25 protein-coding genes are annotated in these 23,576 nt (G+C 67.5%); 6 read left to right on the top strand and 19 right to left on the bottom strand.

Annotated elements, in window-relative coordinates; genetic code table 11:
- Positions 1 to 26 precede the first annotated feature (26 nt).
- From VYI76_RS02510 to VYI76_RS02500, 3 genes are all read right to left on the bottom strand, one after another.
- Complete coding sequence (locus VYI76_RS02510) at positions 27 to 389, bottom strand: DUF6768 family protein (RefSeq protein WP_326523191.1); 363 nt, start codon at positions 387 to 389, stop codon at positions 27 to 29.
- Positions 382 to 948 (bottom strand): RNA polymerase sigma factor, encoded by a 567-nt coding sequence (locus VYI76_RS02505; protein WP_326523190.1) that lies wholly within the window; start codon positions 946 to 948, stop codon positions 382 to 384. Before VYI76_RS02505 ends, VYI76_RS02510 begins: the two co-directional genes overlap by 8 nt.
- A gap of 93 nt (positions 949 to 1,041) precedes the next feature.
- A complete protein-coding gene (locus VYI76_RS02500; RefSeq protein ID WP_326523189.1) occupies positions 1,042 to 2,847 on the bottom strand; it encodes an SLC13 family permease in 1,806 nt (601 codons plus the stop codon).
- A 236-nt stretch (positions 2,848 to 3,083) separates the two neighbouring features.
- Between VYI76_RS02500 and trkA the strand changes: the two genes are divergently transcribed.
- Together trkA and VYI76_RS02490 are read left to right on the top strand one after the other, a co-directional pair.
- On the top strand, positions 3,084 to 4,460 hold the full coding sequence (gene trkA, locus VYI76_RS02495) for a Trk system potassium transporter TrkA (protein ID WP_326523188.1): 1,377 nt from the start codon (positions 3,084 to 3,086) through the stop codon (positions 4,458 to 4,460).
- The gene (locus VYI76_RS02490) at positions 4,457 to 5,956 is read left to right on the top strand and encodes a TrkH family potassium uptake protein (RefSeq protein WP_326523187.1); all 1,500 of its coding nucleotides are present in this window, start codon (positions 4,457 to 4,459) and stop codon (positions 5,954 to 5,956) included. The genes trkA and VYI76_RS02490 overlap by 4 nt, the downstream gene beginning before the upstream one ends.
- A 5-nt stretch (positions 5,957 to 5,961) precedes the next feature.
- On the opposite strand, the gene VYI76_RS02485 is transcribed toward VYI76_RS02490, so the two are convergent.
- The 13 genes from VYI76_RS02485 to VYI76_RS02425 form a co-directional block, all read right to left on the bottom strand.
- Positions 5,962 to 6,372 (bottom strand): Na+/H+ antiporter subunit G, encoded by a 411-nt coding sequence (locus VYI76_RS02485; protein WP_326523186.1) that lies wholly within the window; start codon positions 6,370 to 6,372, stop codon positions 5,962 to 5,964.
- On the bottom strand, positions 6,369 to 6,638 hold the full coding sequence (locus VYI76_RS02480; protein ID WP_326523185.1) for a K+/H+ antiporter subunit F: 270 nt from the start codon (positions 6,636 to 6,638) through the stop codon (positions 6,369 to 6,371). Before VYI76_RS02480 ends, VYI76_RS02485 begins: the two co-directional genes overlap by 4 nt.
- Positions 6,635 to 7,126, bottom strand: coding sequence for a Na+/H+ antiporter subunit E (locus tag VYI76_RS02475; protein WP_326523184.1), 492 nt, complete (start codon positions 7,124 to 7,126; stop codon positions 6,635 to 6,637). The genes VYI76_RS02480 and VYI76_RS02475 overlap by 4 nt, the downstream gene beginning before the upstream one ends.
- Entirely contained in the window at positions 7,123 to 8,637 is a 1,515-nt protein-coding gene (locus VYI76_RS02470; protein WP_326523183.1) for a monovalent cation/H+ antiporter subunit D, read from the bottom strand. Before VYI76_RS02470 ends, VYI76_RS02475 begins: the two co-directional genes overlap by 4 nt.
- On the bottom strand, positions 8,634 to 8,981 hold the full coding sequence (locus VYI76_RS02465) for a Na+/H+ antiporter subunit C (protein WP_326523182.1): 348 nt from the start codon (positions 8,979 to 8,981) through the stop codon (positions 8,634 to 8,636). The genes VYI76_RS02470 and VYI76_RS02465 overlap by 4 nt, the downstream gene beginning before the upstream one ends.
- Positions 8,978 to 11,773 (bottom strand): monovalent cation/H+ antiporter subunit A, encoded by a 2,796-nt coding sequence (locus VYI76_RS02460; protein ID WP_326523214.1) that lies wholly within the window; start codon positions 11,771 to 11,773, stop codon positions 8,978 to 8,980. Before VYI76_RS02460 ends, VYI76_RS02465 begins: the two co-directional genes overlap by 4 nt.
- 731 nt (positions 11,774 to 12,504) lie before the next feature.
- Positions 12,505 to 13,680, bottom strand: a complete 1,176-nt coding sequence (locus VYI76_RS02455) for an acetyl-CoA C-acyltransferase (RefSeq protein ID WP_326523181.1) — start codon at positions 13,678 to 13,680, stop codon at positions 12,505 to 12,507.
- A 97-nt stretch (positions 13,681 to 13,777) separates the two neighbouring features.
- Entirely contained in the window at positions 13,778 to 14,233 is a 456-nt protein-coding gene (locus VYI76_RS02450) for a MaoC family dehydratase (protein WP_326523180.1), read from the bottom strand.
- A gap of 216 nt (positions 14,234 to 14,449) precedes the next feature.
- On the bottom strand, positions 14,450 to 15,688 hold the full coding sequence (locus VYI76_RS02445) for a mechanosensitive ion channel family protein (RefSeq protein WP_326523179.1): 1,239 nt from the start codon (positions 15,686 to 15,688) through the stop codon (positions 14,450 to 14,452).
- Between the two features lie 4 nt (positions 15,689 to 15,692).
- Positions 15,693 to 16,649, bottom strand: coding sequence for a DNA topoisomerase IB (locus VYI76_RS02440; protein WP_326523213.1), 957 nt, complete (start codon positions 16,647 to 16,649; stop codon positions 15,693 to 15,695).
- 159 nt (positions 16,650 to 16,808) lie between these two features.
- Positions 16,809 to 17,885: an acyltransferase family protein gene (locus tag VYI76_RS02435; protein WP_326523178.1), complete on the bottom strand. Its 1,077-nt coding sequence runs from the start codon at positions 17,883 to 17,885 to the stop codon at positions 16,809 to 16,811.
- Positions 17,882 to 19,243, bottom strand: a complete 1,362-nt coding sequence (locus VYI76_RS02430; RefSeq protein WP_326523177.1) for a putative O-glycosylation ligase, exosortase A system-associated — start codon at positions 19,241 to 19,243, stop codon at positions 17,882 to 17,884. Before VYI76_RS02430 ends, VYI76_RS02435 begins: the two co-directional genes overlap by 4 nt.
- Positions 19,236 to 19,388 (bottom strand): hypothetical protein, encoded by a 153-nt coding sequence (locus VYI76_RS02425; RefSeq protein ID WP_326523176.1) that lies wholly within the window; start codon positions 19,386 to 19,388, stop codon positions 19,236 to 19,238. Before VYI76_RS02425 ends, VYI76_RS02430 begins: the two co-directional genes overlap by 8 nt.
- Positions 19,389 to 19,478: 90 nt before the next feature.
- Here VYI76_RS02425 and VYI76_RS02420 point away from each other — a divergent pair, with 90 nt between their 5' ends.
- Both VYI76_RS02420 and VYI76_RS02415 read left to right on the top strand, forming a co-directional pair.
- Entirely contained in the window at positions 19,479 to 20,717 is a 1,239-nt protein-coding gene (locus VYI76_RS02420; RefSeq protein ID WP_326523212.1) for a TIGR04063 family PEP-CTERM/XrtA system glycosyltransferase, read from the top strand.
- A complete protein-coding gene (locus tag VYI76_RS02415; RefSeq protein WP_326523175.1) occupies positions 20,687 to 21,538 on the top strand; it encodes a hypothetical protein in 852 nt (283 codons plus the stop codon). The genes VYI76_RS02420 and VYI76_RS02415 overlap by 31 nt, the downstream gene beginning before the upstream one ends.
- Before the next feature lie 141 nt (positions 21,539 to 21,679).
- On the opposite strand, the gene VYI76_RS02410 is transcribed toward VYI76_RS02415, so the two are convergent.
- Complete coding sequence (locus tag VYI76_RS02410; protein ID WP_326523174.1) at positions 21,680 to 21,994, bottom strand: hypothetical protein; 315 nt, start codon at positions 21,992 to 21,994, stop codon at positions 21,680 to 21,682.
- On the bottom strand, positions 21,991 to 22,164 hold the full coding sequence (locus tag VYI76_RS02405; RefSeq protein WP_326523173.1) for a hypothetical protein: 174 nt from the start codon (positions 22,162 to 22,164) through the stop codon (positions 21,991 to 21,993). The genes VYI76_RS02410 and VYI76_RS02405 overlap by 4 nt, the downstream gene beginning before the upstream one ends.
- A 102-nt stretch (positions 22,165 to 22,266) precedes the next feature.
- On the opposite strand from VYI76_RS02405, the gene VYI76_RS02400 reads away from it, so the two are divergent.
- Entirely contained in the window at positions 22,267 to 22,881 is a 615-nt protein-coding gene (locus VYI76_RS02400; protein ID WP_326523172.1) for a S24 family peptidase, read from the top strand.
- A gap of 124 nt (positions 22,882 to 23,005) precedes the next feature.
- Here VYI76_RS02400 and VYI76_RS02395 read toward each other — a convergent pair whose 3' ends face one another.
- Complete coding sequence (locus VYI76_RS02395; RefSeq protein WP_326523171.1) at positions 23,006 to 23,191, bottom strand: hypothetical protein; 186 nt, start codon at positions 23,189 to 23,191, stop codon at positions 23,006 to 23,008.
- A gap of 111 nt (positions 23,192 to 23,302) precedes the next feature.
- Here VYI76_RS02395 and VYI76_RS02390 point away from each other — a divergent pair, with 111 nt between their 5' ends.
- Positions 23,303 to 23,575: a hypothetical protein gene (locus VYI76_RS02390; RefSeq protein WP_443018885.1), complete on the top strand. Its 273-nt coding sequence runs from the start codon at positions 23,303 to 23,305 to the stop codon at positions 23,573 to 23,575.
- Position 23,576 lies beyond the last annotated feature (1 nt).

The raw sequence follows: 23,576 nt of genomic DNA, 5'->3' as shown, positions 1-23,576 counted from the left end.
AGACGCCCGATTCGCACCATTGCCGGTCAGTTGCGCTGCAACTCGATCTCCAGCCGTTTGATCGCCCGCAGCACGCGGTTCGCGTGGATCGCCGGCCAGAGCGACAGCTTGATCGCCAGCGACATCTGCAGCAGCACGGCCGATGGAAAACCCCAACGCAAGGCCTCCAGCGGCGCATTCGCTTGGAAGAAGTGCCATCCGCAATACACGCCCGCGACGAACAATCCGGTCTGGGCGACCATCAGCACCACGTTCACCCAGCCGGTGCCCCCGCTGAAGATGCTGCGCGCCTGGGTCAGATATCCCGGCTCCTCGCCGATGGCCCGCAACAACGCGGCCTCCTCCGCGACGATCGCGGCATCGATCGTGTCGTCATCCAGATCACGCATCCTGTCCTCCTTCGAATTTGGTGCGCAGTGCCCGGCGGGCATGGAATATGCGCGTCTTCACGGTGTTGGCCGGGATACCGAGCGCCACCGCGGTTTCGGCGATGCTCAGTTCCTCGAAATAATGAAGCGCCACGGCGGCGCGGTGGATGGCGGGTAATGCGGCGACCGCGGCGCGCAGGCTGGCGTGGTCCGCCGCCTGTTCGCCATCACAGGGTGCGGGGTCGGCCAGTTCGTCATCCAGCGGTGCCAATCGCTGCCGGGAGCCCGTGTCCTGCGCCATCCGCCGCCCGGCATGGCGCGTCACGATCCGATAGGCCCATGCCGGAAACGCGCGCTCGTCCTGCAACTGCGCCAGACCACGCGCGATATCGATCCAGGCCGACTGGACGATATCGTGCGCAGCGTCGCGGTCGCCGGTCAGCCGCCAGGCATGGGCGACGAGGCGGCGGTGCCAGCGCTCGGCCAGCTGGGCCAGAGCCGCGCGATCGCCAGCCTGCGCCGCGACGACGCAATATTCGTCGAGCGAACGGCGCCATTTGGCGGATGAGGTCGGTTCCACGCGCATCGTATCGACAAGGTGCGCTGCCGGGCACGAAAGGTTCAATGGCCGCTGAAAAAATGTACCGGGTTCAGACCGGCACGCCGCCCGGTATCACGCGATCAGCATGTTGATCGCGACACAGGTGGCCAGCCCGACGATCAGGTTCATCGGGATTCCGATCTTCAGGAAGTCCGCGAAGCGATAGTCCGCCGCGGCATAGACCATCGTGTTGGTCTGATAACCGATCGGCGTCGCGAAACTGGCCGAGGCGGCGAACATCACGGTGACGATCAGCGCCCGCGGGTCGTGCCCGGTCGCCTGGGCCAGGCCGATCGCGATCGGGGTCATGATGACCGCGACGGCATTGTTGGTCACCGTCTCGGTCAGCGTCGACGTCAGCAGGTACAGCACGATCGTCAGCATCAGCGGCGACAGGCCGCTCAGCCAGGGCGCGACCGCATCCACCACCAGCTTCACCGTGCCGATCGCCTCCAGCCCGCTGCCGATCCCGAGCATCGCGAAGATCAGGACCAGCACGCTGCCGTCGAGCGAGGCCCAGGCTTCCTCCGGGTCCAGGCACCGGGCGATCAGCACGATGCCGACCCCGATCAGGGCCAGCGACAGCACCGGGGCGATCCCCGCCGCGGCCAGGGCGACCACCGCCGCCAGCGTCGCGATCGCGATCGGCGCACGGCGGCGGCGGAACGGGCGGACGTGGCTGGTATCCTCGGCGATCAGATTGGTGTTCTCGTCCAGCGCGGCGACGGCGCTCGCGTCGGCCGCGACCAGCAGGCTGTCGGCGGCGCGCAGGCGGACGCTGCCCAGGTCCGGTCCCGGCAAGTGCCGCGCGCGACCGATCCCCAGCACGCGCGCGCGCAGGTTCGATAGGAACGGGATCGCGCGCAGCTGCCCGCCGATCGTCGGGTGGGTGGGCGCGATGGTGACGCCGACCAGCCGCACCCCATCGGCCCGCTCGTCCTCCGCCAACCGGATCGGCTGGCCGACATTCTGCAGCCCGACCACGACCGCATGGCTGCGCGCGAGGCTGTCGATCTCTTCCGCTGACGCCGCGACCACCAGCCGATCGCCGCTTTCCAGCGCGGTATCGGTCGGCAGATCGCGCAGCAGCGCGCTTCCCCGCCTGACCGCGACCAACCGCACCGCATCGCGCTTCAGGAACGACAGCTCGCCGATCGTCGTCGCCTTCTCCAGCAGTTGCTCGGTCAGCGCCAGCTCCGTCAGATATTCCAGCCGGTGCCGGTCGGCGATATCGTTGTCCGGCCGCGCCGGCAGCAACAGCGGTCCCAGTACCAGCATCGTCGCGACCCCCGCCGCCATCGCCACCAGCCCGACGCCGGTGATGTCGAAGATGCCGAACCCTGGCTGGCCGTTGGCTCGCGCGACCCCATCGACCAGCAGGTTGGTCGATGTGCCGATCAGCGTCAGCGTGCCGCCCAAAATCGACAGATAGGATAAAGGGATCAGCAACCGCGTGGCCGGAATGCCGACCGCCTTGGCCAGGCGGCGGACCAGCGGGATGAGAATGATGACGACCGGCGTGTTGTTGATGAACGCGGGTGCGATGCCGGCGCCGGTCAGCATTTCCATGGTCGTCCGCCGGGGCGCCTTTTCGGCGCGGCGGACGATGGCGCTCGCCAGAGCCTCGATCGCGCCCGTCCGCACCAACGCCCCGGACAGGACGAAGAACGCTGCGATCGTGATCGGCGCTGAATTGCTGAACGCCCGCGTGACGAGATCGGGCGTAAGCCAGCCGAACGCGATCATCGCGACCGCGCCGACAATGGCCACCGTGACCGGTGGCAGCCGTTCGCTGGCGAAGGCCACGAACAGGCCGACGATGAAGACCAGCCCCAGCAGCGGACGGTGATCGTTGATGACGGCGATGAAGCTATCCATAGGGCCGATGGGACTTTCTGTCGGGGTGAGCATCTTGCGGCGAGCGCCAATCGCGCCCGATGGGCCATGGACCGGATCCGCGGTCAACCCGCGGTTGCATTCTTCGATCCGATCGTCAGTCCTTCGACTTCACGATCGCTCCCGCCGAAGCCGATTGCCCGCTCGACAGCCCTGTAATCCTGACAGCCGCTCATCTAATGACCGCCCGCGGGGTTGTCGGAACTGGAGATGCGTGCATGCGAGTAGTGATCTGTGGGGCCGGCCAGGTCGGCACCACCATTGCGCGCCATCTTGCGTCGGAGGGTATCAACGTCACGGTCATCGACATTGACGCGGATCAGATCCGCCGGGTCGACGAAAGCTACGACGTTCGCGGCGTGCTGGGGCATGGTTCCCATCCAAGCGCGCTGGACAAGGCCGGCGCGCGAGGCGCCGACATGTTGATCGCCGTGACCCGCTCCGATGAGGTCAACATGGTGGCCTGCCAGGTCGCCTATTCGCTGTTCAAGGTTAAGCGCCGCGTCGCCCGGTTGCGGCACACCGGCTATCTCGCGCAGGACAAGACCGGCCTCTATGCGGCCGAGCACCTGCCGATCGACGTCATCATCTCGCCCGAGATCGAGATCGCCGAGGGTATCGCGCATCGCCTTCGCACCCCGGGTGCTTTCGACATGGTGCCGATGGCTGACGGCAAGGTCGAACTGCTTGGCATCCACGCCGATCAAGCCAACTGTGCCATGGTCGGGCGTCGCATCGCCGAATTGGCGGAAGCCGGTGACATGACGGTTGCGGCTGTGGTGCGGGGCGAACGCTGCTTCGTGCCGGATGCCGATGACAGTCTGGAACTGGGCGACGACCTCTATGTGATCGCGCTGACCGATCGGGTCGAGGCCGTGATGGCAGCGTTCGGCCACCGCGAGCGGATCGCTCGCCGCGTCATCATCATTGGTGCAGGGAACATCGGGCTTCACCTGGCACGCGGCCTGAGCCAGTCATCGCCCCGCATCGACATCAAGGTGATCGAGCAGGACGCGGCGCGGGCGGAACATTCCGCCCGCGAACTCGGCACTGCCGCCGTGGTGCTCCGCGGGGACGTCCTGGATCGCGACGTCCAGGAGCAGGCACAGGTTGCGACCGCCGACACGATCGTCGCGGTTACCAACGACGATGAAACCAATATCTTCGCGTCGGTCCTCGCGAAACGGGCCGGATGTCGCCGCGCCATCACGTTGGTGAACAAGCGTTCCTACGAAGGGCTTATTCCAACGCTAGGCATCGACGCCGTCGTCAGTCCCAGCGCCGTGACCATCTCGACCGTGCTGCGGCACGTCCGCCACGGTGCCATCATGGCGCTTTACACGCTGCGCGAAGATTTTGGTGAAGTGATCGAGGCTCAGATCGGTCCCGACTCGAAGCTGCTGCGTCGACCCATTGATGCGCTCGGTCTGCCACAGGGGATGCGGATCGGCGCGGTTGTTCGCGATGGCGAGGCGATGATCGCGACCGGTAACACGGAGCTTCAGACCGGGGACCGTGTGGTGGCGCTTGTCACCTACAACGCCCTGCGGCTCGCGGAATCGCTGTTGGGCGGCGGCAAGCGGACGGCGGCATGAGCAGCGCGCTCGCCGGCCCGGTTACGAACGCGCCGAGAACCGGACAGCTGCGGCCGGTAGCCTATCTGGTCGGCCAGGTCCTGCTCGCGACTGCGGCGATGATGGTATTCCCGCTGATCATCGATGTGGTCCAGCACAACCCGGACTGGCAGGCGTTCGCCGTGGCAGCGGGTTTGTCCAGCGCCGTCGGCGGTCTGCTGTCCTGGTGGGGACGCGGCACGGTGGCGAGCGGCCTTACCTTGCGACAGGCTTTCCTGCTGACGCCGGTGAGCTGGTTCAGCGTCTGCGCGGTCAGTGCGCTGCCGTTCTACTTCGCGCGCTACGGTATCGTCGCCGGAAGTGCCGCCGATGCCTTTTTCGAGGCCGCGTCCGGCATCACGACGACGGGCGCCACCGTGCTGTCGGGGCTGGAGCAGGCACCGCCGGGAATGCTGCTGTGGCGCGCGCTGCTGCAATGGATGGGCGGCATCGGGATCATCGCGACCGCGATTGCGATCCTTCCGGCGCTTGGCATCGGCGGGATGCAGCTGTTCCGCACCGAATCGTCCGATCGTTCGGAAAAGGTCATGCCACGGGTTCGCCAGATCGCCTGGGCGATCACCGGAGTGTATGTCGGCCTCACCGCGCTGGCGGCGGTGGTCTACTGGTTGGCGGGCATGATCCCGTTCGATGCCGTTGCGCATGCACTCAGTTCGGTCGCGACCGGCGGCTTCTCGACCTCGGACGGCTCGTTCGGCACGTGGGAGGCGAACGGCATCCAGTGGTTCGCGACCTTGTTCATGCTGTCCGGCAGCATTCCTTTCGTGCTCTATGTGCGATTGATTGCCGGCGATCGCAGCGCGGTCTGGGATCGGCAGGTGCGCACGCTGCTGATCTTTCTGGCCATCGTGATCGGCCTGCTCGGCAGCTATCTCACGATAACGGGTCGATATCCGCTCGAGCCCGCGTTTCGGCATGCCGCGTTCAACGTCGTCTCGGTCGTCACGACGACGGGGTTCGCCACGACGGACTATACGCTGTGGGGCAATGTCGTGATCGGCCTATTCTTCGGCCTGACATTCATCGGCGGCTGCACCGGATCGACCTCGGGCGGTATCAAGATCTTTCGCTTCGAGGTCATGGCCGTGATGCTGCGCACCCATTTCCTGCGGCTCATCTATCCGCGCGGCGTTTTTCCACGATCCTACGGGGCTCGGCAACTCGACGATGAGGTCGTCAATTCAGTGGTCGCCTTCTTCGCCGTCTTCTTTCTTTGTTATGCCGCGCTTACGATCTCACTGATGGCACTGGACCTCGATTTCATCACCAGTGCCAGCGGCGCGGCGACCGCGCTCGCGAACGTCGGACCCGGGCTGGGCAACACGATCGGACCCGCCGGCAATTTCGCGAGCCTCCCGGCGGCGGCGAAGTGGCTGCTCGGCGTGGCGATGCTGCTCGGCCGGCTCGAATTGTTCACGGTGCTAGTGTTGTTCATCCCGCGGTTCTGGCGCGGGTAAGCGCCTCAAGTTTCGGCAACACCCGTCTCGCCGTCTGTGTCGCCGTCGAAGGCCGCCCAATCGGCGTCAGCGTCCGGCCGGGGCGGATCGCCGGCCGGACCGAACCGTTCGCCATCAATGTTCTGGCGGGCACGATGCAGATGGGCCTTGGCGATCATGTTCGCGGCGATCGGCGCGGTCAGGAACAGGAACAGCGTGATCAGCAGCTCGTGCGCTGACCATTTCCGCTGCACGACGGTGAAGAACAGCATCGACGCGATCAACAGCGCGCCGAGCCCCAGGGTCGTGGCCTTGGTCGGCCCGTGCAGCCGCTCCATGATCGAAGGCAGGCGGGCCAACCCCCAGCTGCCGATCAGCGCGAACGCACCGCCGAGCACGACCAGAGCGGCGATCAGCACTTCGACCAGCCCGGTCATTCGACAATGTCCCCGCGCAGCACGAACTTGCAATAGGCGATGGTGCCGACGAAGCCGACCATTGCCAGCAGCAGCGCCGCCTCGAAATAGGTCTGCGTGGCATAGCGAATACCGATCAGCACGATCAACCCGATCGCGTTGATGACCATGGTGTCGAGCGCCACCACCCGGTCGCTAATCGTCGGTCCGCGCAGCAGACGCCAGAGATTGAGCACCAGCGCGAGGCCGACGCAGGCGAAGGCAAAGATGAGTGCGGCGGCGATCATGCGAAAATCCGCGCCAGCCGCGCCTCGTAACGCTGCTTGATCCGCGCGACCTCCGCTGCCGGATCGGCGACATCGAGCGCGTGGACCAGCAGGTGCCGCCCGCCTGCGGATGTGTCGGCGGTCACCGTGCCGGGCGTCAGGCTGATCGTGCCGGCCAGCATCGTCAGCGCCTCGGGACTGGTGAGCTCGACCGGCACCACCAGCCAGGCCGGGCGCAGCGCGGCGTTACGTCGGAACAGGATCAGCCAAGCGATCTGGAAATTGGCGACGACGATATCGTAGAGCACGATCGCCAGATACGCCGCCATCGCGCGCCCGAACCTGAGCCGTGGCCGGTTGGGCCAGAAGGCGGCGGTGAAGATCGGCAGCACGATACCGAAGCCGGCCCCGAGCAATATGCTGCCCACCGTCACGCTGTTCGAGATCAGCAGCCAGACTACGCCCAACAGGATGCTGAGCGCGGGATGCGGAAGCAGCCGGCGGATCATCGCTCACCCCCCAGCACGGCGGCGACGTAACGGTCGGGCGCAAATATTTGTGTGGCAGCCGCCTCGGTCTGGCGCGTGCCCCAGCCCGCCGCCAGGGTCAGTGCGGAAAGCACGACGATCGTCGCTGCCGGCGCTATCAGGCCGCCGCGATCGCGCTCGATCGGATGGAACGGCGCATCGGCCGGTGCGGGCTTCCAGAATAACAGGCTGCCGGTCCGCGCAAAGCCGACCACGCCGATGAACGTGGTGGTCAGGATCAGGGTCCAGATGACCCCACGCGCAGCCTCCGCAGTGGTCTGGAGGATGAACAGCTTCCCGACGAAGCCCGACAGCGGCGGCAGGCCCACCGCCGCGATTGCCGTCAGCATGAACAGGACGGCGACGGCGTCCTGCCCCATGAACCGCGGGCTGGGCACCGCCATGTCGGCATATTCCCCGCACCGGCGGCGCAGCACGTCGGCAACCAGGAACAGCGCGGCGCCCGCGAAGACGGCATGGACCATGTAGAACAGCGCCGCCGCCATTGCCTCGCGCTGCCACGCACCGACCGCCAGCAACAACGTGCCGGTCGAGCCGACCACCGCGAATGCCGCCTGTTCGCGGATCGATTTCGCCGCCAGCACGCCGACGAAGCCGATCGCCGCCGTCAGGATCGCGGCCGGGGTTAGCCACGGCGCCGGCACCCATGCCGCCGCGCCGGCTTCGGCCCCGAACACCAGCGGCACGATCCGGATCAGCGCGTAGACGCCGACCTTGGTCATGATCGCGAACAGTGCCGCGACCGCCGGGGCCGTCGCGACATAGGTGCGCGGCAGCCACAAATGCAGCGGCACCACCGCCGCCTTGAGCAGGAATACCGTCACCAGCATCAGCCCTGCCGCGCGCAACAGGGCGCCATCCGCCGCCGGCACCTGCGCCGACCGAACGGCCATGTCCGCCATGTTGAGCGTGCCGGTCAGGGTGTAGAGCATCGCCAGCGCGATCAGGAACAGCGACGACCCGACGATATTGACCACGACATAGGCGACGCCCGCCTTCAGCCGCGCCGGCCCTTGCCCATGCAGCATCAGGCCGTAGGAGGCGATCAGCAGCACCTCGAAGAACACGAACAGGTTGAACAGATCGCCGGTCAGAAAGGCGCCGTTCAACCCCATCAGCTGGAAATGGAACAGCGGGTGGAAATGCCAGCCCTTGCGGTCGAGCTTCGTCAGCAACGCATGGCCCAGCACGATACAGGCAAGCAACGCCGCGCATACGAGCATGATCGCTGCCAGTCGGTCGCCGACCAGCACGATGCCGAACGGTGCGATCCAGCCGCCGATCGCATAGCTGCGGATCGCATCGTCCTGCGCCTGTACCAGCAACGCTATCGCGGCGGCCAGCATGGCGACGGCACCGGCGACCGAGATCGCCATCGATAGCCGGTGCCGTCGCCGGTAGAACAGCAGCGTCAGCGGCGCGACGATCGCTGGTATCAGCACCGGCAGAACCAGCAAGCCGGGGCCCGTCATGCCGCATCCTCCGGGTCGGCATCGCCGTCGACATGGTCCGATCCGCTTTCCAGGAAGCTGCGCAGCGACAGGATCACGGTCAGCGCGGTCATGCCGAAGGTGATGACGATCGCGGTCAGCACCAGCGCCTGCGGCAACGGGTCGGTATGCTGCGCGACGTCCTTGCCCCAGATCGGCGGCTGATCGACCACCAGCCCGCCGGCGGCGAACAGGAAGACGTTGACCGCGTAGGACAACAGGGTCAGCCCCAGCACCACCTGGAACGTGCGTGCGCGCAGCGTCAGGTAGATGCCGCCCGCGACCAGCACCCCAATCGCGCTCGCGACCAGCAATTCCATGGTCATGCCGCGTCCTCCCCAGCTTCATCGACGGCGCGAGCGGCACGTTGGGCGACGTGGCTGAGCTGCGCGAGCGTCAGTAGCACCGCGCCCACCACGACCGATGCCACGCCCAGATCGAACAGGATCGCGGTCGCCAGTTCGACCTCGCCGACCAGCGGCACATGGACATAGCCGAACGCGCTAGTCAGGAACGGCCGCCCGAATACGAACGCGCCCGCGCCCGTTGCCACCGCGATCAACACGCCCCAGCCGATCATCTGGTGCTCGCCAAAGCGGCGGCGCGCATCGGTCCAGTCATAGCCGGACGCAAGGAACTGGAGCAGGATGGCGATGGCGAACAGCAGCGCGGCGATGAACCCGCCGCCGGGTTGGTTGTGGCCGCGCAGGAAGATGTAGCTGCCGACCAGCAGCGCCAGCGGCAGCAGGATGCGGGTCGCCATCACGAACATGACGGGATGCCGCTCGGGCGAATGCGGCGTATCTTCACGCCAAGCCCGCAGCCGCCGCCCCGCCGCGCCGCGGGCCGCCGTTTCCAGCAGCGCGTAGATGACGAGGCCCGCGACGCCCAGCACGATGATCTCGCCCAGCGTGTCGAAGGCGCGGAAATCGACCAGCGTCACGTTGACGACGTTGGTGCCGCCGCCGCCTGAATAGCTGTTCGCCCAGTGGAACGCGCTGATCGGATCGGGCGGACTGCGCCGCAGGAACGCCCAGGCCGCACTGCCCGCCAGTACGCCGCCGACGCCCGCGACCAGGCCGTCGCGGACGCGGTGCGGCGTGGTGGACAGGCGCGGCGGGCGTTTGGGCATCATGTTGAGCGCCAGCAGCAGCAACAGGATCGTCACCACCTCGACCGCGATTTGGGTGAGCGCGAGGTCGGGGGCGGAAAAGTGGACGAAGCCAAGCGCGATGACCAGCCCGACGACGCTGACCAGGATCAGCGCGACGAAGCGGCGGCGATGGCTGGCGACCACCGCCCCCGTCGCGACCACCAGGAGGGCCCACGCGACAAGGGCGACCGGCGTCGCCGGCAGCGGCGGGCGCGTGCCTGGTCCGACCGGTGCGGTGACGATCGCCTCCACGCCCAGCACGACGATGACCGCGAAGGTCACGAACAGCGCACGCTGCAGCGACGGCACGTGCAGCGCGGTCGTTATGCGCCGCGCGGCGGCGACCGCGCCTGCTACGCTCACGTCGAATAGCCGCTTCGCATCGGGCAGGGCGGCGCGGGCATGGGCCGCCGCCAGCGGTGCCAGCCGCCACAACAGTACCGCACCGCCGACCACCGCGATCAGGCTCGCGCCCAGCGCCGGGTTGATCCCGTGCCACAGAGCCAGATGCGTCTCGGGCGCGGGTCCGGCGATCACCGCGCTTGCCACCGCCATCACCAGCGGCCCGGCCAGAGGCATCGGCAACAGCCCGATCGCCACCACCAAGGCGACCAGCACCACCGGCGGCACCGTCATCGCCGCGCCCGGCTCATGCGCCAGCTTGGGCGTCTCACCGCGCGCCCGTCCGAAATAGATCAGCACCGCATAACGCAGCGAGTAAGCGACCGACAGCGTCGCACCGACGGCCGCCAACAGCGGCACCAACCAGTCCTGCCCCGCCCACCCGGTGTGCAACGCCTGTTCGAGCATCATCTCCTTCGAAATGAACCCGTTGAGCGGCGGCAATCCCGCCATCGCCGCTGCGGCCAAGGTGCCCAGCACCGCGCTGACCGGCATCAGGCGCGCCAGCCCGCCCAGCCGGGTGATGTCGCGTGTGCCGGTCTCATGGTCGATCGTGCCGGCGTTCATGAACAGCGCAGCCTTGAACGTGGCGTGGTTCAGGATGTGGAACACCGCCGCCACCACCGCGACGGCAGTTGAAAAGCCGAGCAGCATGACCATCAGCCCCAGCTGACTGATCGTCGAATAGGCGAGGATAGCCTTCAAATCGGTGCGGAACAGCGCGACGGCCGCACCGAACACCATCGTCACCAGCCCGGTGGTCGCGACCGCGTAGAAGAACGCGTCGGTGCCCGCCAGCACCGGCCACAACCGCGCGATCAGGAAAACGCCGGCCTTCACCATCGTTGCCGAGTGGAGATAGGCGCTGACCGGCGTTGGCGCCGCCATCGCGTGCGGCAGCCAGAAATGGAACGGGAACTGCGCCGACTTGGTGAAGCACCCGATCAGGATCAGCGCCAGCATCGGCCCATAGAATGGCGACGCCCGCACCATGTCGCCGCGCGCCAGGATCGTTGAGAGGTCGTAGGATCCCGCCGCCTGTCCCAGCAGCACCAGCCCGGCGATCAGCGCCAGCCCGCCGCCGCCGGTCACCGCCAGCGCCATCCGCGCGCCCTGTCGCGCATCGGCCCGGTCGCGCCAGAAACCGATCAGTAGGAATGAGGCCAGACTGGTCAGCTCCCAGAACACCAGCGTCATCAGCACGTTGCCTGACAGGACGATCCCTACCATCGCGCCCTGAAACAGCATCAGAAACGCCAGAAACCGCCCGGTCGGCTCCTCCTTGCCGAGGTAGCCGTGCGCGTAGATCACGACGAGCAGGCCGATGCCCAGAATGAGCCCGGCGAAGAACAGGCCAAGGGGATCGGCCATGATCGTCAGGTTCAGCCCCAGCGCCGGTGCCCAACTGACCACAACCTGCTGCGATGGTTGGAACGCTTGAGCCGTCACGATCGCCAGCCCGATCACACTAGCACCGCCCGCGATCACGGCATGACTGCCGCGCGACCTATCGGAGGCCGTCGCGATCGCTAGCGCCGCTACGAACGGCAGGAAGACGAGCATGATCAACAGCAATTCGGTCCGAGCGCCTTTGCATAAGCGACCAGCCCGGATGATGAGCCGGATCGATCGCCGAGAGGAAGGAATGCGCCAGCGGGCTGCCGCGTAACATGCCTACTTAGGCGACCGGTTGATGTCACCCCTGCGCCTTCCAGGATCGACATTGATCCCATCGATCACCAAGCAACGTGCCGTCGGTTGACCGTTTCAGGCATCGATTGTAGGCTGCTTGTTCGAACGATATAGTGCTACAAAACTGCTACGTTCGGATCATTCAGCGCCCGATAAGGTGTTGATTTTGTTAGTCAGATTTCTGCTCAGACCCCTCCCGTAGGGGTCACCATTCGCAGAAATCAGCCGTTTTTCGTGGATCGGCTCAAGCGATTCCCCCCCCCCCCCCGGCATCGGTATGATTTTTCCCCCGGTCACCCGATCGGCTGCGTTACGGGCTGTCATGAGTGCCCTCGCACGCTTGCCGGTGAGCCGGGACGACCGGCGCTGGCCCCGATCGTAGGAATGTGCCTGATCCTGGGTGCGCCCTTTGCCTTCGTGACTTTGGCGGCGAGAATCATCGACGTAGCGCGTCACAGGCGGCACGCGGGCGAGGCCTGGCCTGTCAGCCGGGGCTCAAATGATTTTGGGCTTCAACCGCTGCCACGGTCGAAGCCCAGATCGAAAGAACAAATGACTTTGGTAGAAATGCTCGGATATCCCAACCGGGAAGGTCCTTCAGCTCACAATACCTCGAACAGCCCGGCCGCGCCCATGCCGCCGCCGACGCACATCGTGACGACGACATATTTCGCGCCGCGCCGCTTGCCCTCGATCAGCGCGTGGCCGGTGCAGCGGGCGCCCGTCATGCCATAGGGGTGGCCGATCGAGATCGAGCCGCCGTTGACGTTGAGCAGGTCGTTCGGAATGCCGAGCTTGTCACGGCAATACAGCACCTGCACCGCGAACGCCTCGTTCAGTTCCCACAGGCCGATATCTTCCATCTTCAGGTCGAAGCGTTCGAGCAGCTTGGGGATCGCGAAGACCGGGCCGATGCCCATCTCGTCGGGCTTGGTGCCGGCCACCGCCATGCCGACATAGCGGCCGAGCGGGGTCAGGCCGCGCTTCGACGCGAGCGATTCCTCCATCAGCACGCTGGCCGACGCGCCATCGGACAACTGGCTGGCGTTGCCGGCGGTGACCGAACCGTCGGGCAGCACGGGGTTGAGCGACTTCAGCCCCTCCAGCGTGGTGTCGGCGCGGTTGCCCTCGTCCTTCGCCAGCGTGACCTCCTTCTGGGTCACTTCCTTGGTTTCCTTGTTGACGACGTTCATCGTCGCGGTGACCGCCACGATCTCGTCGTCGAACTTGCCGGCGGCCTGCGCGGCAGCGGTGCGCTGCTGCGACTGGAAGGCATATTCGTCGCAGGCGTCGCGCGAGATGCCATAGCGCTGGCCGACCACCTCGGCGGTCTGGAGCATCGGCATGTAGATGTCGGGCACCATCGCCAGCAATTCATGATCCGGCGCGATGCGCATCTGCGGCGTCTGGACCAGCGAGATGCTTTCCACGCCGCCGCCGATCGTCACGTCCATCCGGTCACCGACGATCTGCTTGGCGGCGGTGGCGATCGCCATCAGGCCGGACGCGCACTGGCGATCGACCGACATGCCGGAGACGGTGTCGGGCAGTCCCGCGCGCAGCAGCGAGGTGCGCGCGACGTTGCCGGCCTGGTGCCCCTGTTGCAGCGCCGATCCGAACACCACGTCGTCGACCTCGGCCCCCTCGATCCCGGCACGCGCGACCGCGGCCTTGATCGCGTGGCTGGCGAGGGTTGGCGACGGCAGGTTGTTAAACGCGCCGCGATAGGCGCGGCCGATCGGGGTGCGGGCGGTCGAGACGATGACGGCGGAACGCATGATGCAAATCTCCTGATTTGCGTCACCCCGGCGAAGGCCGGGGTCTCGGGCCGCGAGTTTGCGGCATGAGATGCCAGCTTGCGCTGGCATGACGGGGTTAGACGAAAATCTGGCTGATCCATTCGGCGATCATCGCGGGCTTGTCCTCGCCCTCGATCTCGACGGTGAATTCATTGGTCTGCTGCCACTGGCCGGGGCGCTTCTCGACCAGTTCGAGCAGCTTGAAACGGCCACGCACGCGCTTGCCCGAGCGGACGGGCTGGAGGAACCGTACTTTGTTGCCGCCGTAGTTCACGCCCATCCGCACACCGGCGATCTGGGGCTGCTCGGTCTTCGACGCCAGCAGCGGCATCAGCGACAGCGTGAGGAAGCCGTGCGCGATGGTGCCGCCGAACGGCGTCATCGCTGCCATCGCGGGATTGACGTGGATGAACTGGTGGTCGCCGGTAGCGTCGGCGAACTTGTCGATCATCTCCTGCGATACCTCGACCCAGTCGGACACGTCCTCCTGGCCGATCTGGCCGCTGCGCTCCTGGATGGTGATCGTGGTCACGGCAGTTCCTCTCGCAAGGCTTGGCGCACCGGCGCTCCTCATCCCCCTAAACGGCGAAGCGGCGGATTCGCAAGCCCGCGCTAGACCGGATTTACGAAAATGACACCTCGCCCCGCAGGATCACCCGCCATCAGGCCGTGCCGTCGCCCCGAGTCACCGGACCCAAAGTTCTAAACCCGCCCCGCCGGGGCTTGCGAACCCTGTTCGGCGACTCGATCAGTCCTGGTCGACCGCCGATCCGCTGTCGGCATCGACGCCGTGGGTATCGTCGGCGCGGATCGGATCGGAGATGTTGTGGCCCGCCTTCTCGGCCGATGCCTTGCGCGGGTAGGGATAGATCAGCCCGCCGTCGGGCGCCGCGGTGAAATCGGTCTGGGTCGGATAGGCGAGCTCGATGCCCTCCTCGTTCAGCCGACGGATGATCGCCAGGCCGATCTGGTGCCGGGCGTCGAACGCATCCTGGAAGGCGGGGCCGGGCGAATCGAACTCGACGGTGAAGTCGTAGGACGACGCGCCGAACGCTGTGAAACCCGCGCGGACGAACCGCTTGCCATATTGCTCGACGATCGCCTTCATCATGCCGGGCAGCGCCTCCATCACCTCCACGCCGGTCCATTGCACCACGCCCAGCGTGAACGAGATGCGGCGATAGTCGCGCTGGGTGTTGTTGAGGATCTCGTTGTCGAGCAGCCTCTTGTTCGAGATGATCTTCTGCTCGCCCGTCGCGCTGCGCACGCGGGTCGATTTCAGGCCGATCTGCTCGACCGTGCCCGACGATCCCGAATAGGTGATCGCGTCGCCGACGCGAAACGGCTTGTCGAAGATGATCGCCAGCGCCGCGAACAGATCGGCGAAGATGCCCTGCGCGGCGAGGCCGATCGCGATGCCGCCGACGCCCAGGCCCGCGACCAGGCCGGTGACGTTGACGCCCAGATTGTCGAGCACGACGATGAGCGCGACCGCGAACAGCGCGAAGGTGACGAGCAGCCGGATCAGGCCGAAGGCGCTGCCCAGCGTCGCATGGTCCTGCCCGGTCATGCGGTGCTCGATCCCGCCCAGGATCAGCTCGCGCGCCCAGATCGCCGCCTGGAACACCGCCGCGACGGTGAACAGGAAGGTCATCGTCGTCGTCAGCGCCGGCGGGGTGTCGGCATAGCCCTCCACCAGCTTGGCCGCGAGCATGACGATGAAGAAGTTGCTGGTCCTGGCGATCGTGCGGCCGAGCACCAGCCCCCATCCGCCGGCCAGCGACGGCCGCTCGCACAGCTTGCGCCCCATCCGTCGCGCGAACATCAGCGCGAAGGTGATCGCGGTGGCGATGGCGATCGCGATGGCGATCTGCAGCCAGTTGTGCTGCAGCCAGACGATCCCGTCGGTCCAGAGGCTCTGGATATGGGCCTGGGCGGCGTCGCCGGTCAGTTTCGGCGCGTCGGCGGCGTTGGTGGTGTTGCTCATAGACTCATGCGGCGAGCTTCAACTCGCGCTTCTCCTGGGCGGTAGCGTCGAGCAGCGCGATCAGGGCGCGCTCCGCCCGACTGAGATGGGCGGTGGCGCGGGGCAGCGGCCGGTTGCGCAACGCCTGCTGGTCGCCCGACCTGGCGAGTTCGACCAGCATCGGATGGACATAGGATTTGCGGGCGATGGCGGGCGTGTTGCCCAGCGCCTCGGTCACCGGGGCCAGCATCGCATTCAATCCGATATCCTCGTCCGCGCCGGCCAGCGCCTCGAACGCCAGCACGCTCGCGCCCCAGGTCCGGAAATGCTTGGCGGTGAAATCGTCGGACATTGCGTCGCGGATATATTCGTTGACGTCGCTCGATGAAACCGGGTGCGGCGCGCCTTCCTCGTCGAGCCACTGGAACAAATGCTGGCCCGGCAGGTCGTGGCATTTGCGCACGAAGCGGGTGAGCGAGCGGTCGGTGACGGTCATCACCTTTTCCTTGCCCGATTTCGCGCGGAATTTCAGCTTCAGCTTTTCGCCCACCACCTGGGCGTGCCGGCAGCGCAGGGTGGTTGCGCCGAAACTCCTGTTGGCGCGCGCATAGCCTTCGTTGCCGACGCGAATATGGCCCAGGTCGAGCAGCCGGACGACGGCGGCGACCGCCTTTTCGCGGCTCAGTCCGCGCAGTTTCAGGTCCCTCTCCACCCGCGCGCGCAGCTTGGGCAGCAGCCGGCCGAACGTCGCGCAGCCTTCATATTTCGCGCTTTCCTGCCGGGCGCGGAAATCGGGGTGATAGCGATATTGCTTGCGGCCCTTCTCGTCCCAGCCGATCGCCTGGATATGGCCGTTCGGCTTGGGGCAGAACCATGCGTCGCGATAGGCGGGGGGCAGGCCGACGCCGTTCAGCCGGTCGATCTCCTCCTGGTCGGTGATGCGCGCGCCGGCGGCATCCCAATAGCCCCAGCCGTGGCGCATCTTTCGCCGGGTGATGCCGGCTTCGCTGTCGTCGCAATAGGCAATCCGCGCCACGCTCGTTCCTCGCTCGTAACGACGCTGCCAATGCTCGGGCTGTCGATCCGTTCCGAAATGCAGAGTGCGGGGGAGGGTTGGCGGGCCGCTGGGGAAGGTGGTCGCCTAGGCGGGCCGTGGCCGGCGCAGGCGGATCGCGTTGATCGCGCGTTGCGCCGGCCGCTCGATCAGATGGTAGAGCGCGATCGAGCTGCCGAGGACGAGCAGCAGGTACAGCGCGGTCAGCGTCGGCGGCACCGCATGGGCATCGTCGACGAACGCCAGCTTGAAGGCGAACCACAGCAGGAAATGGCCGAGATAGGTCGCGTAGCTGATCTCGCCGAGATAGTGCAGCGCACGCCCTTCCAGCGGGTTGCCGCGCATCCCGCTGGTCAGCGCCAGCGCGAGCAGCAGGGCGGCGAAGGCCAGCGGCACGCCGAGCGCTTCGGGGATCAATCCTGTTATCGTCATCGTGCCGAGCAGCGTCAGGACAGCGGTGGCGGACAGGGCGGGCAGCACCGGCCGGTCGCGCCAGCGTAGCCACAGCGCCGCCACCGCCGTCCCCATCGCGAATTCGATGACGCAGCGGATCAGCCCGAGCCGGGCGATCTCGTGCCCCAGCGTCGGAGCGCCGGCCGCGGCGAAGATGCTCGCCAGCAGCACGCCCCCGGCCGCGATCGCGGAGATTACGGCCCAGGCCGGCATCCGCCGCCAGTCGATCGCCAGCGCGAGCAGCGGGAACAGGAGGTAGGCGCCGAGTTCGGCAGAGATCGACCACGCCGGATCGTTCCACGCCAGCGCGTCGGTGAATCCCCAGTTCTGGATCAGCAGCAGGTGCAGCGGCAGTTCCGCGAAGGGAAATTCGCGCGCGTCGTGCCGTCCGGTCGCCGCGAGCAGCAGCGCCAGCGCGACGCCCCCCGCCAGTACCACGGCATGGAGCGGCCAGATGCGCGCGACGCGCTTCTGCAGGAAGGCCGGCAGCTCGGCCAGCCCGCGGCTCCGCAGGCGATCGGCCCACGTCATCCAGATGACGAAGCCCGAAAGCAGGAAGAAGAAATCGACCGCCAGATACCCCTTGGCGAGCATCGAAACGAGCCCGTTCGGCAGCCAGTCCGCCGACAGGCGGATGTGATAGAGGACCACCGCCCAGGCGGCGATACCGCGCACGCTGGTCAGCGCGGCGAGTTCGCGGCGGGTGGTCATGCCGGGGCCGGTGCGGGTGCGGCGCGCTTGCGGCCGATCGGCGTCCATCCCGCCTCGCGGCGTTTGCGCGCGACATAGGTGTCGAGCCCGATCTGCGCGCCGATCAGCATGTAGATGAAGGGCTGGAAGGCGACCGCGATGAAGGCGGCGCCGAGCAGGTAGACGAACTGCGCGTTCTGGAGCGCCCCGGCGAGCGGCGCGACCCAGGCGAGATCGCCGGTTTCCCTTGCATAGCGGCGCCTGAGCACTTCCATGCGGAACAGGCCGCCCAACTGGATCGCCAGCCAGATGGCGAGACCCGGCCAACCCTGTTCGCCCAGCATCTCGAAATAGGCGCTGTGATAGGCGCGGCCCTGATCGGTCTCCAACTCGCGTTCGACCGTGGCGTTGTTCTTGTCGCCGGCGACCGAGACCTTGTCGTAGGCGATCCTGTTCTGGCGATAGGCCTCGAATCCGCCGCCGAACGGGTGCGTCCCGACATAGTCGAGCGTCCATTTCCACACCGCGAGGCGGGTCGAGGCGGAAGCGTCGGCCTGGTAGGTCTTGATCGTCCCCATCCGTTCGGTGAAGGTGGAGGGCAGGAACGGGATGGCCGCGAGCCCGACGACGCCGATCAGACTGAGGTACAGCACCCGCCGCTTCGTCTCGCGCAGCATCAGCAGGGCGAGCAGGCCGATGCACAACAGGCCGGTGCGGGTCGAGGTGCCGACCGGGATCAGCAGGCAGGCGAAGATCAGCGCGGAGCAGAAGGTCTTCACCCGCCAGTCCGGAACGAAGATCGTGCCGAAGCGCGTGAACCACAGGATGAGCGGGATGATCGCGATCGCCACCATCGAGATGGTCGAGCCTTCATAGAGGCCGGAGTTGTTGTCCACCATCAGCGCCAGCTGGCCGTAGCCGCCGCCCGAGGCGACCGTCTTGATGCCGCCGACGATGATGATCGACGCCGCCGACAGGATCATGAACAGCAACAGCGCCTCGATCCTGAGCCGGGTGCGCAGGGTGAGCGGCAGGAAGATGGCGAAGGCCAGCGCCTTCCACACCCATTCCCATTTGAACACCGCATCGACCGGGAAATCGGCGTGGACCGTGGAGTACCAGCAGTAGAGCAGCAGGACGAGCAACAGCCCCTGGCGCGGGGCGATGCGGGTATCGCGCTTGTCGTCCACCGCCGCCCAGGCGAGGATGGCGAGTCCGACCGCGATCGCCGAAATCGGAACGGCGTTGAGCAGCAGATAGGTCAGCCGCTGCGGCGAGACGATATCGATGTAGACATAGGTCAGCACGAACAGGAACGGCCGGCGGAAGCCGAGCGCGAGGATCGCGGCGAGGAAGCCGACGAAGGCGAGATCACGCATCGCGGCGGCCCCAGCGCGAACGCTTCTGCGGTTCGGCGGCGTCGCGTGACGTGCGCTCGCGGTCGAGGTCGGGCCGACGCAGCAGATACCAGGCGGCCAGCATCATCAGCCCGTGCGTCAGGCCGAGCGAGAGATTGTCGATCATGGTCTTTGGTCGGCCTGTTGCACCGGCGGGGGTGTAGCCCCGGGCGGTTGACGCGGCGTTAAACACCGGCGTGCCATGGCCGGACCTGCGATGCGTATCCTCCACCTCCTCGATCACGGCCTGCCGCTGCACAGCGGCTACACCTTTCGCACCCGTGCGATCCTGTCGGCGCAGATGCGGCGCGGGCATGTCGTCGCGGCGGTCACCGGGCCGCGCCACGGCGACGCGCGGGTGCCGCGAGAGACGATCGACGGGATCGACTTCCACCGCACTCCGCTGCCCCGCCGCCTGCCTGCGCCTGTGGGCGAGGCGTGGGAGATCGTCCGGTTCGCCCAGCGCATCGGCCAGGTCGTCGATCAGTTCCGCCCCGACATACTCCACGCCCATTCGCCGGTGATCGACGCGCTGGCCGGGCTGCTGGTGTCGAAACGACGCGGCATTCCGCTGCTCTACGAAATTCGCGCCTTCTGGGAGGATGCGGCCGTCGGCAACGGGACGGGACGCGAGGGATCGGCGCGCTATCGGGCGACCCGCGCGCTGGAGACTTTCGCGGTGCGTCAGGCCGACGCGGCGGCGGTGATCTGCGAGGGGCTGCGCGGCGACCTGATCGGGCGCGGCATCGACGGGGGCAAGATCATGGTGTCGCCCAACGGCGTCGATCTGACGCTGTTCGGCGCGCCGGCGCCGCGCGACGATGCGCTGGCCGCCGGTTTGGGGCTGGCGGGCGACACGATCGGCTTCATCGGCAGCTTCTACGATTACGAAGGGCTCGACGATCTGATCGCGGCGATGCCCGCGCTGGTCGCGCGGCGGCCGGGGCTGAAGCTGGTGCTGGTCGGCGGTGGGCCGGTCGAAGGCGCGCTCAGGGCGCAGGCGGCGGCGTCGCCGGTGGCCGAAGCGATCCACTTCGTCGGCCGCGTGCCGCATGGCGAGGTCGAGCGTTATTATGGCGTGATCGATGTGCTGGTCTATCCGCGCAAGCACATGCGGTTGACCGACCTGGTGACGCCCTTGAAGCCGCTGGAGGCGATGGCGCAGCGCCGGCTGGTCGCGGCGTCCGACGTCGGCGGCCACCGCGAACTGATTCGCGACGGCGATACCGGCACATTATTTGCCGCCGACGATCCGGCCAGCCTGGCCGATCGCGTCGCCACATTGTTCGAGGACCGCGCCGACTGGGACGGCCGGCGACAGCGGGGTCGCGCCTTCGTCGAGGCGGAGCGCGACTGGGCGAGCAACGTCGCCCGCTACGATGGCGTTTACCAAAATATCATCCGAACTGGTGCAAACGGAACCTCATGGCCGCACAGCTTCTCCCCGACCGCCTGAAAATCCCGCTCGCCCCCGCCTTCGCCATCGTCGTCGGCGGCGGCATCGCGCTGGCGTGCATGCTGGTGCCGCAGGGCATCCTGGAGATCGCGGTGCTCGACAGCGGCCTGCCGGCGTTGCTGCCGGCCGCGGAACCGCCACTCGGCTGGACGGCGCGGACCGCGCTGGCGATGACGCTGGGCGGTGCCGGCGGCGCGGCGGCGTGGCTCGGCGCCTTCCTGCTGCTGGGTGGCGAGGGCGTGGTGACGCTGCGCCCGTCCGGCCGGCCGTTGCGCGAGGTGCTCGACGAACCGGTGCCGGCTCGCCCGAAGTCGACGAAATCTCGGGCAACGGCGTTCATTCGCGAGCGTATCTCGGCACTGACGGCCAGGCGTGTGACCGCTCCGCCGGATTCCAATGTGCCGGTGCTGCGCCGTGCCGACGCGCACCCCGATGCGCCACCACGCGCGCCGCTCAACGCCGGCGCCGAACTGGGTACGCCCTTTCTGGCGGTGAAGGCCGCGCGTCCGCCGGTCGAACGCGATCTGCCGCGTGATCTGGACGCACCGCTCGCCGCCTTCGACCCTGACGCGATTCCCGAAGTGCCCGCCGATCCGGCGCGGCCGCTGGCGCAGCTGGCGCCGCGGACCGGCGTCGCGATCCACGCGAAGGGCGAGCGTTTCGAAGCGTTCGAGCTGCCGCGCCCGGCGCCCATCGCGGGCGCCACGCCGATCGCCGCACCGCGTACCGACGCGACGATCCACGCGCTGCTCGACCGGCTCGAACGCGGAGTCGCCCAGCGCGACGCCACCAAGGACGAGCGCCGCAGCGCGGCCGGCTAGGTCCGAACGACATTCAGGTCATCTCGGCCTGCGAATGGCGGCTCCGTGCGCTCCCGGTGCTCACGTACCGGGAGTAGGCTGCGATCCGGGTCGCGCTTAACGCCATTTTCGGCTGTGTCCGACCTGAATGTCGCTCGACCCTCAGCCGTCCTCGAGGGTCAGCACCTCGACCTGCGCCACGGTCGCCGCGCCGTCGTCGCGACGCTCCGTCACGATCAGGTCGGCGACGAGATGCCCGCGCAGCGGCAGGTCGGCCTCCGGCAACCCTTCCAGCCACGCCCCGGCCGTCGGACAGGTCGACAGCCTGATTTCCAGCAGGTGCCGCGAACCGGCGAAAGTCGCGCTCGCCCAGCGGCGCGAGCCGCTCTCCGACAACGCGATCGCCAATCCGGCATCCGCCGCCGACCTTCGCAGCGCGCGATCGAGCAGCCTTGAGGCATCGGCCCGCGCGCTCACGACCGCCCCACAGGGTTCGCGGTCATGAAGGCGTCGATCCGCGCCGTCATCGAGGCTCGCGGCTGGCGCCCCCTGAGCAGGTCGCTCACCAGCCGGGGATCGTTGACGGCGCTTCGCCCGAACACCGTCGGCGCCATCCCCGTGCGTGTCAGATACCGTCGCACCTTCATCACTATCGCCATTGCCCTTCCACTCCCGAGTCGCTGCCTTTTGTTCTTGAAATGTTCTAAATCCAACTTGTCTAGGAATTTTCCTACAGCTATGGCGGCGACATGGATGAAGCCGGGCAACGCGCCGCGCTGACGGCGCTGATCGCGCGCGAGGGCGCGACGCTCGCCACGCTGTCACGCGTGGCGGGGCGGAACTCGGCGTGGATGCAGCAATATCTGAGGCGTGGGACGCCCCGGCTGTTACCGGAGCGCGAGCGCGGGCTGCTCGCCGCCTTCCTGGGCGTGGCGGACAGCGCGCTGGGGGGGCCTGAGCCGGCGGCGATGGTGCGGGTGCCGCGGCTGGCGCTTGCGGTATCCGCCGGGCCGGGGCGCTTCGCGATCGACGAGCGGGCGGTGGCGAGCGCGGGCTATGCGGCCGAGGATCTCGACCGGCTCGGCATCCGGGCGGGGGATGCCGCGATCCTCGACGTGGCGGGCCAGTCGATGGAGCCCACCCTGCACGATGGCGACCGCATATTGGTCGATCGCGGCCGCTGCGTGCCGGGGGATGATCGCGCGATCTGGGTCCTGCGGCTGGACGACGAACTGCTCGCCAAGCGGCTGCGGCGCGATGGCGATGCTTGGCGGATCGTCAGCGACAATGCCCCCGAACGCCGCGCGGCGCTGAACGAGGTCGAAGTGCTGGGCCGGGTCGTGCAGTTGATCCGGCGGCTGTAGGAAGCACCGTCAGACGTCGGAGCCGTTTCAATCGATCCGGCGGAGGCCAAGGCCGGCCCCGGCGCCCTGAAGGCGGGTGTTGCCGTGACTGGACCCCGGTCTCCGCCGGGGAACATGCGTCACGTCACGTCCGGTCGCGCAACCAGATCAGCAGGGCGACCGCGATGCCCGTTGCCAGGCCGCCGAGGAAGCCGATCGTCGGCTGGCCGTAGATCAGGCCGATGATGACGCCGGCGAACAGCGCGAGGACGAACGGGCCGCCGGGGCCGATCGGCCGGCGCTTGGGCGGAAGGGGGGCGGGGGCGGGCATCGTGCCGCGCCTGTGCCATGTCCCGAGGCTGGACGCCACCGTCCCGTCGCGGGATCGGCGGGACGGCGCGAGTTTTCGCGTTAACCGTCGTGATCGGCGGAACGGGCCGCGGTGTGCGATCTGGCACGCGGTTTGGAACTGTGCGCGACGATGATGATCGACGATGGCCTTGCCGCCCCGCTTCCCTATCTTGCCGATCGCCGCGCGGTGGATGACGCCGCCGCGTTGATCGCCGCGTTCGGCGACGACGCCGGCTTCGAGGCGGCCGCGCGCGCCGAGCGCAGCCGTGACCAGGGCAACGCCACCCATTTCGCGCGCTGGCGCCAGATCGAGCGGCTGATCGTGCTGCTGGCGAGCGAGGACGTGGACGGAACCGTTCACTAAA

It is taken from the genome of Sphingomonas sp., from assembly GCF_035910975.1.
Taxonomy (GTDB): domain Bacteria; phylum Pseudomonadota; class Alphaproteobacteria; order Sphingomonadales; family Sphingomonadaceae; genus Sphingomonas.
This window is presented reverse-complemented; position numbering and strand designations above follow the sequence as displayed.

Coding starts and splice junctions, on each gene's coding strand:
- VYI76_RS02510 (WP_326523191.1), bottom strand. CDS start 389: ATGCGTGATCTGGATGACGACACGATCGATGCCGCGATCGTCGCGGAG.
- VYI76_RS02500 (WP_326523189.1), bottom strand. CDS start 2,847: ATGGATAGCTTCATCGCCGTCATCAACGATCACCGTCCGCTGCTGGGG.
- trkA (WP_326523188.1), top strand. CDS start 3,084: ATGCGAGTAGTGATCTGTGGGGCCGGCCAGGTCGGCACCACCATTGCG.
- VYI76_RS02490 (WP_326523187.1), top strand. CDS start 4,457: ATGAGCAGCGCGCTCGCCGGCCCGGTTACGAACGCGCCGAGAACCGGA.
- VYI76_RS02485 (WP_326523186.1), bottom strand. CDS start 6,372: ATGACCGGGCTGGTCGAAGTGCTGATCGCCGCTCTGGTCGTGCTCGGC.
- VYI76_RS02480 (WP_326523185.1), bottom strand. CDS start 6,638: ATGATCGCCGCCGCACTCATCTTTGCCTTCGCCTGCGTCGGCCTCGCG.
- VYI76_RS02475 (WP_326523184.1), bottom strand. CDS start 7,126: ATGATCCGCCGGCTGCTTCCGCATCCCGCGCTCAGCATCCTGTTGGGC.
- VYI76_RS02470 (WP_326523183.1), bottom strand. CDS start 8,637: ATGACGGGCCCCGGCTTGCTGGTTCTGCCGGTGCTGATACCAGCGATC.
- VYI76_RS02465 (WP_326523182.1), bottom strand. CDS start 8,981: ATGACCATGGAATTGCTGGTCGCGAGCGCGATTGGGGTGCTGGTCGCG.
- VYI76_RS02460 (WP_326523214.1), bottom strand. CDS start 11,773: ATGCTCGTCTTCCTGCCGTTCGTAGCGGCGCTAGCGATCGCGACGGCC.
- VYI76_RS02455 (WP_326523181.1), bottom strand. CDS start 13,680: ATGCGTTCCGCCGTCATCGTCTCGACCGCCCGCACCCCGATCGGCCGC.
- VYI76_RS02445 (WP_326523179.1), bottom strand. CDS start 15,688: ATGAGCAACACCACCAACGCCGCCGACGCGCCGAAACTGACCGGCGAC.
- VYI76_RS02440 (WP_326523213.1), bottom strand. CDS start 16,649: ATGCGCCACGGCTGGGGCTATTGGGATGCCGCCGGCGCGCGCATCACC.
- VYI76_RS02435 (WP_326523178.1), bottom strand. CDS start 17,885: ATGACCACCCGCCGCGAACTCGCCGCGCTGACCAGCGTGCGCGGTATC.
- VYI76_RS02430 (WP_326523177.1), bottom strand. CDS start 19,243: ATGCGTGATCTCGCCTTCGTCGGCTTCCTCGCCGCGATCCTCGCGCTC.
- VYI76_RS02425 (WP_326523176.1), bottom strand. CDS start 19,388: ATGATCGACAATCTCTCGCTCGGCCTGACGCACGGGCTGATGATGCTG.
- VYI76_RS02420 (WP_326523212.1), top strand. CDS start 19,479: ATGCGTATCCTCCACCTCCTCGATCACGGCCTGCCGCTGCACAGCGGC.
- VYI76_RS02415 (WP_326523175.1), top strand. CDS start 20,687: ATGGCCGCACAGCTTCTCCCCGACCGCCTGAAAATCCCGCTCGCCCCC.
- VYI76_RS02405 (WP_326523173.1), bottom strand. CDS start 22,164: ATGAAGGTGCGACGGTATCTGACACGCACGGGGATGGCGCCGACGGTG.
- VYI76_RS02400 (WP_326523172.1), top strand. CDS start 22,267: ATGGATGAAGCCGGGCAACGCGCCGCGCTGACGGCGCTGATCGCGCGC.
- VYI76_RS02395 (WP_326523171.1), bottom strand. CDS start 23,191: ATGCCCGCCCCCGCCCCCCTTCCGCCCAAGCGCCGGCCGATCGGCCCC.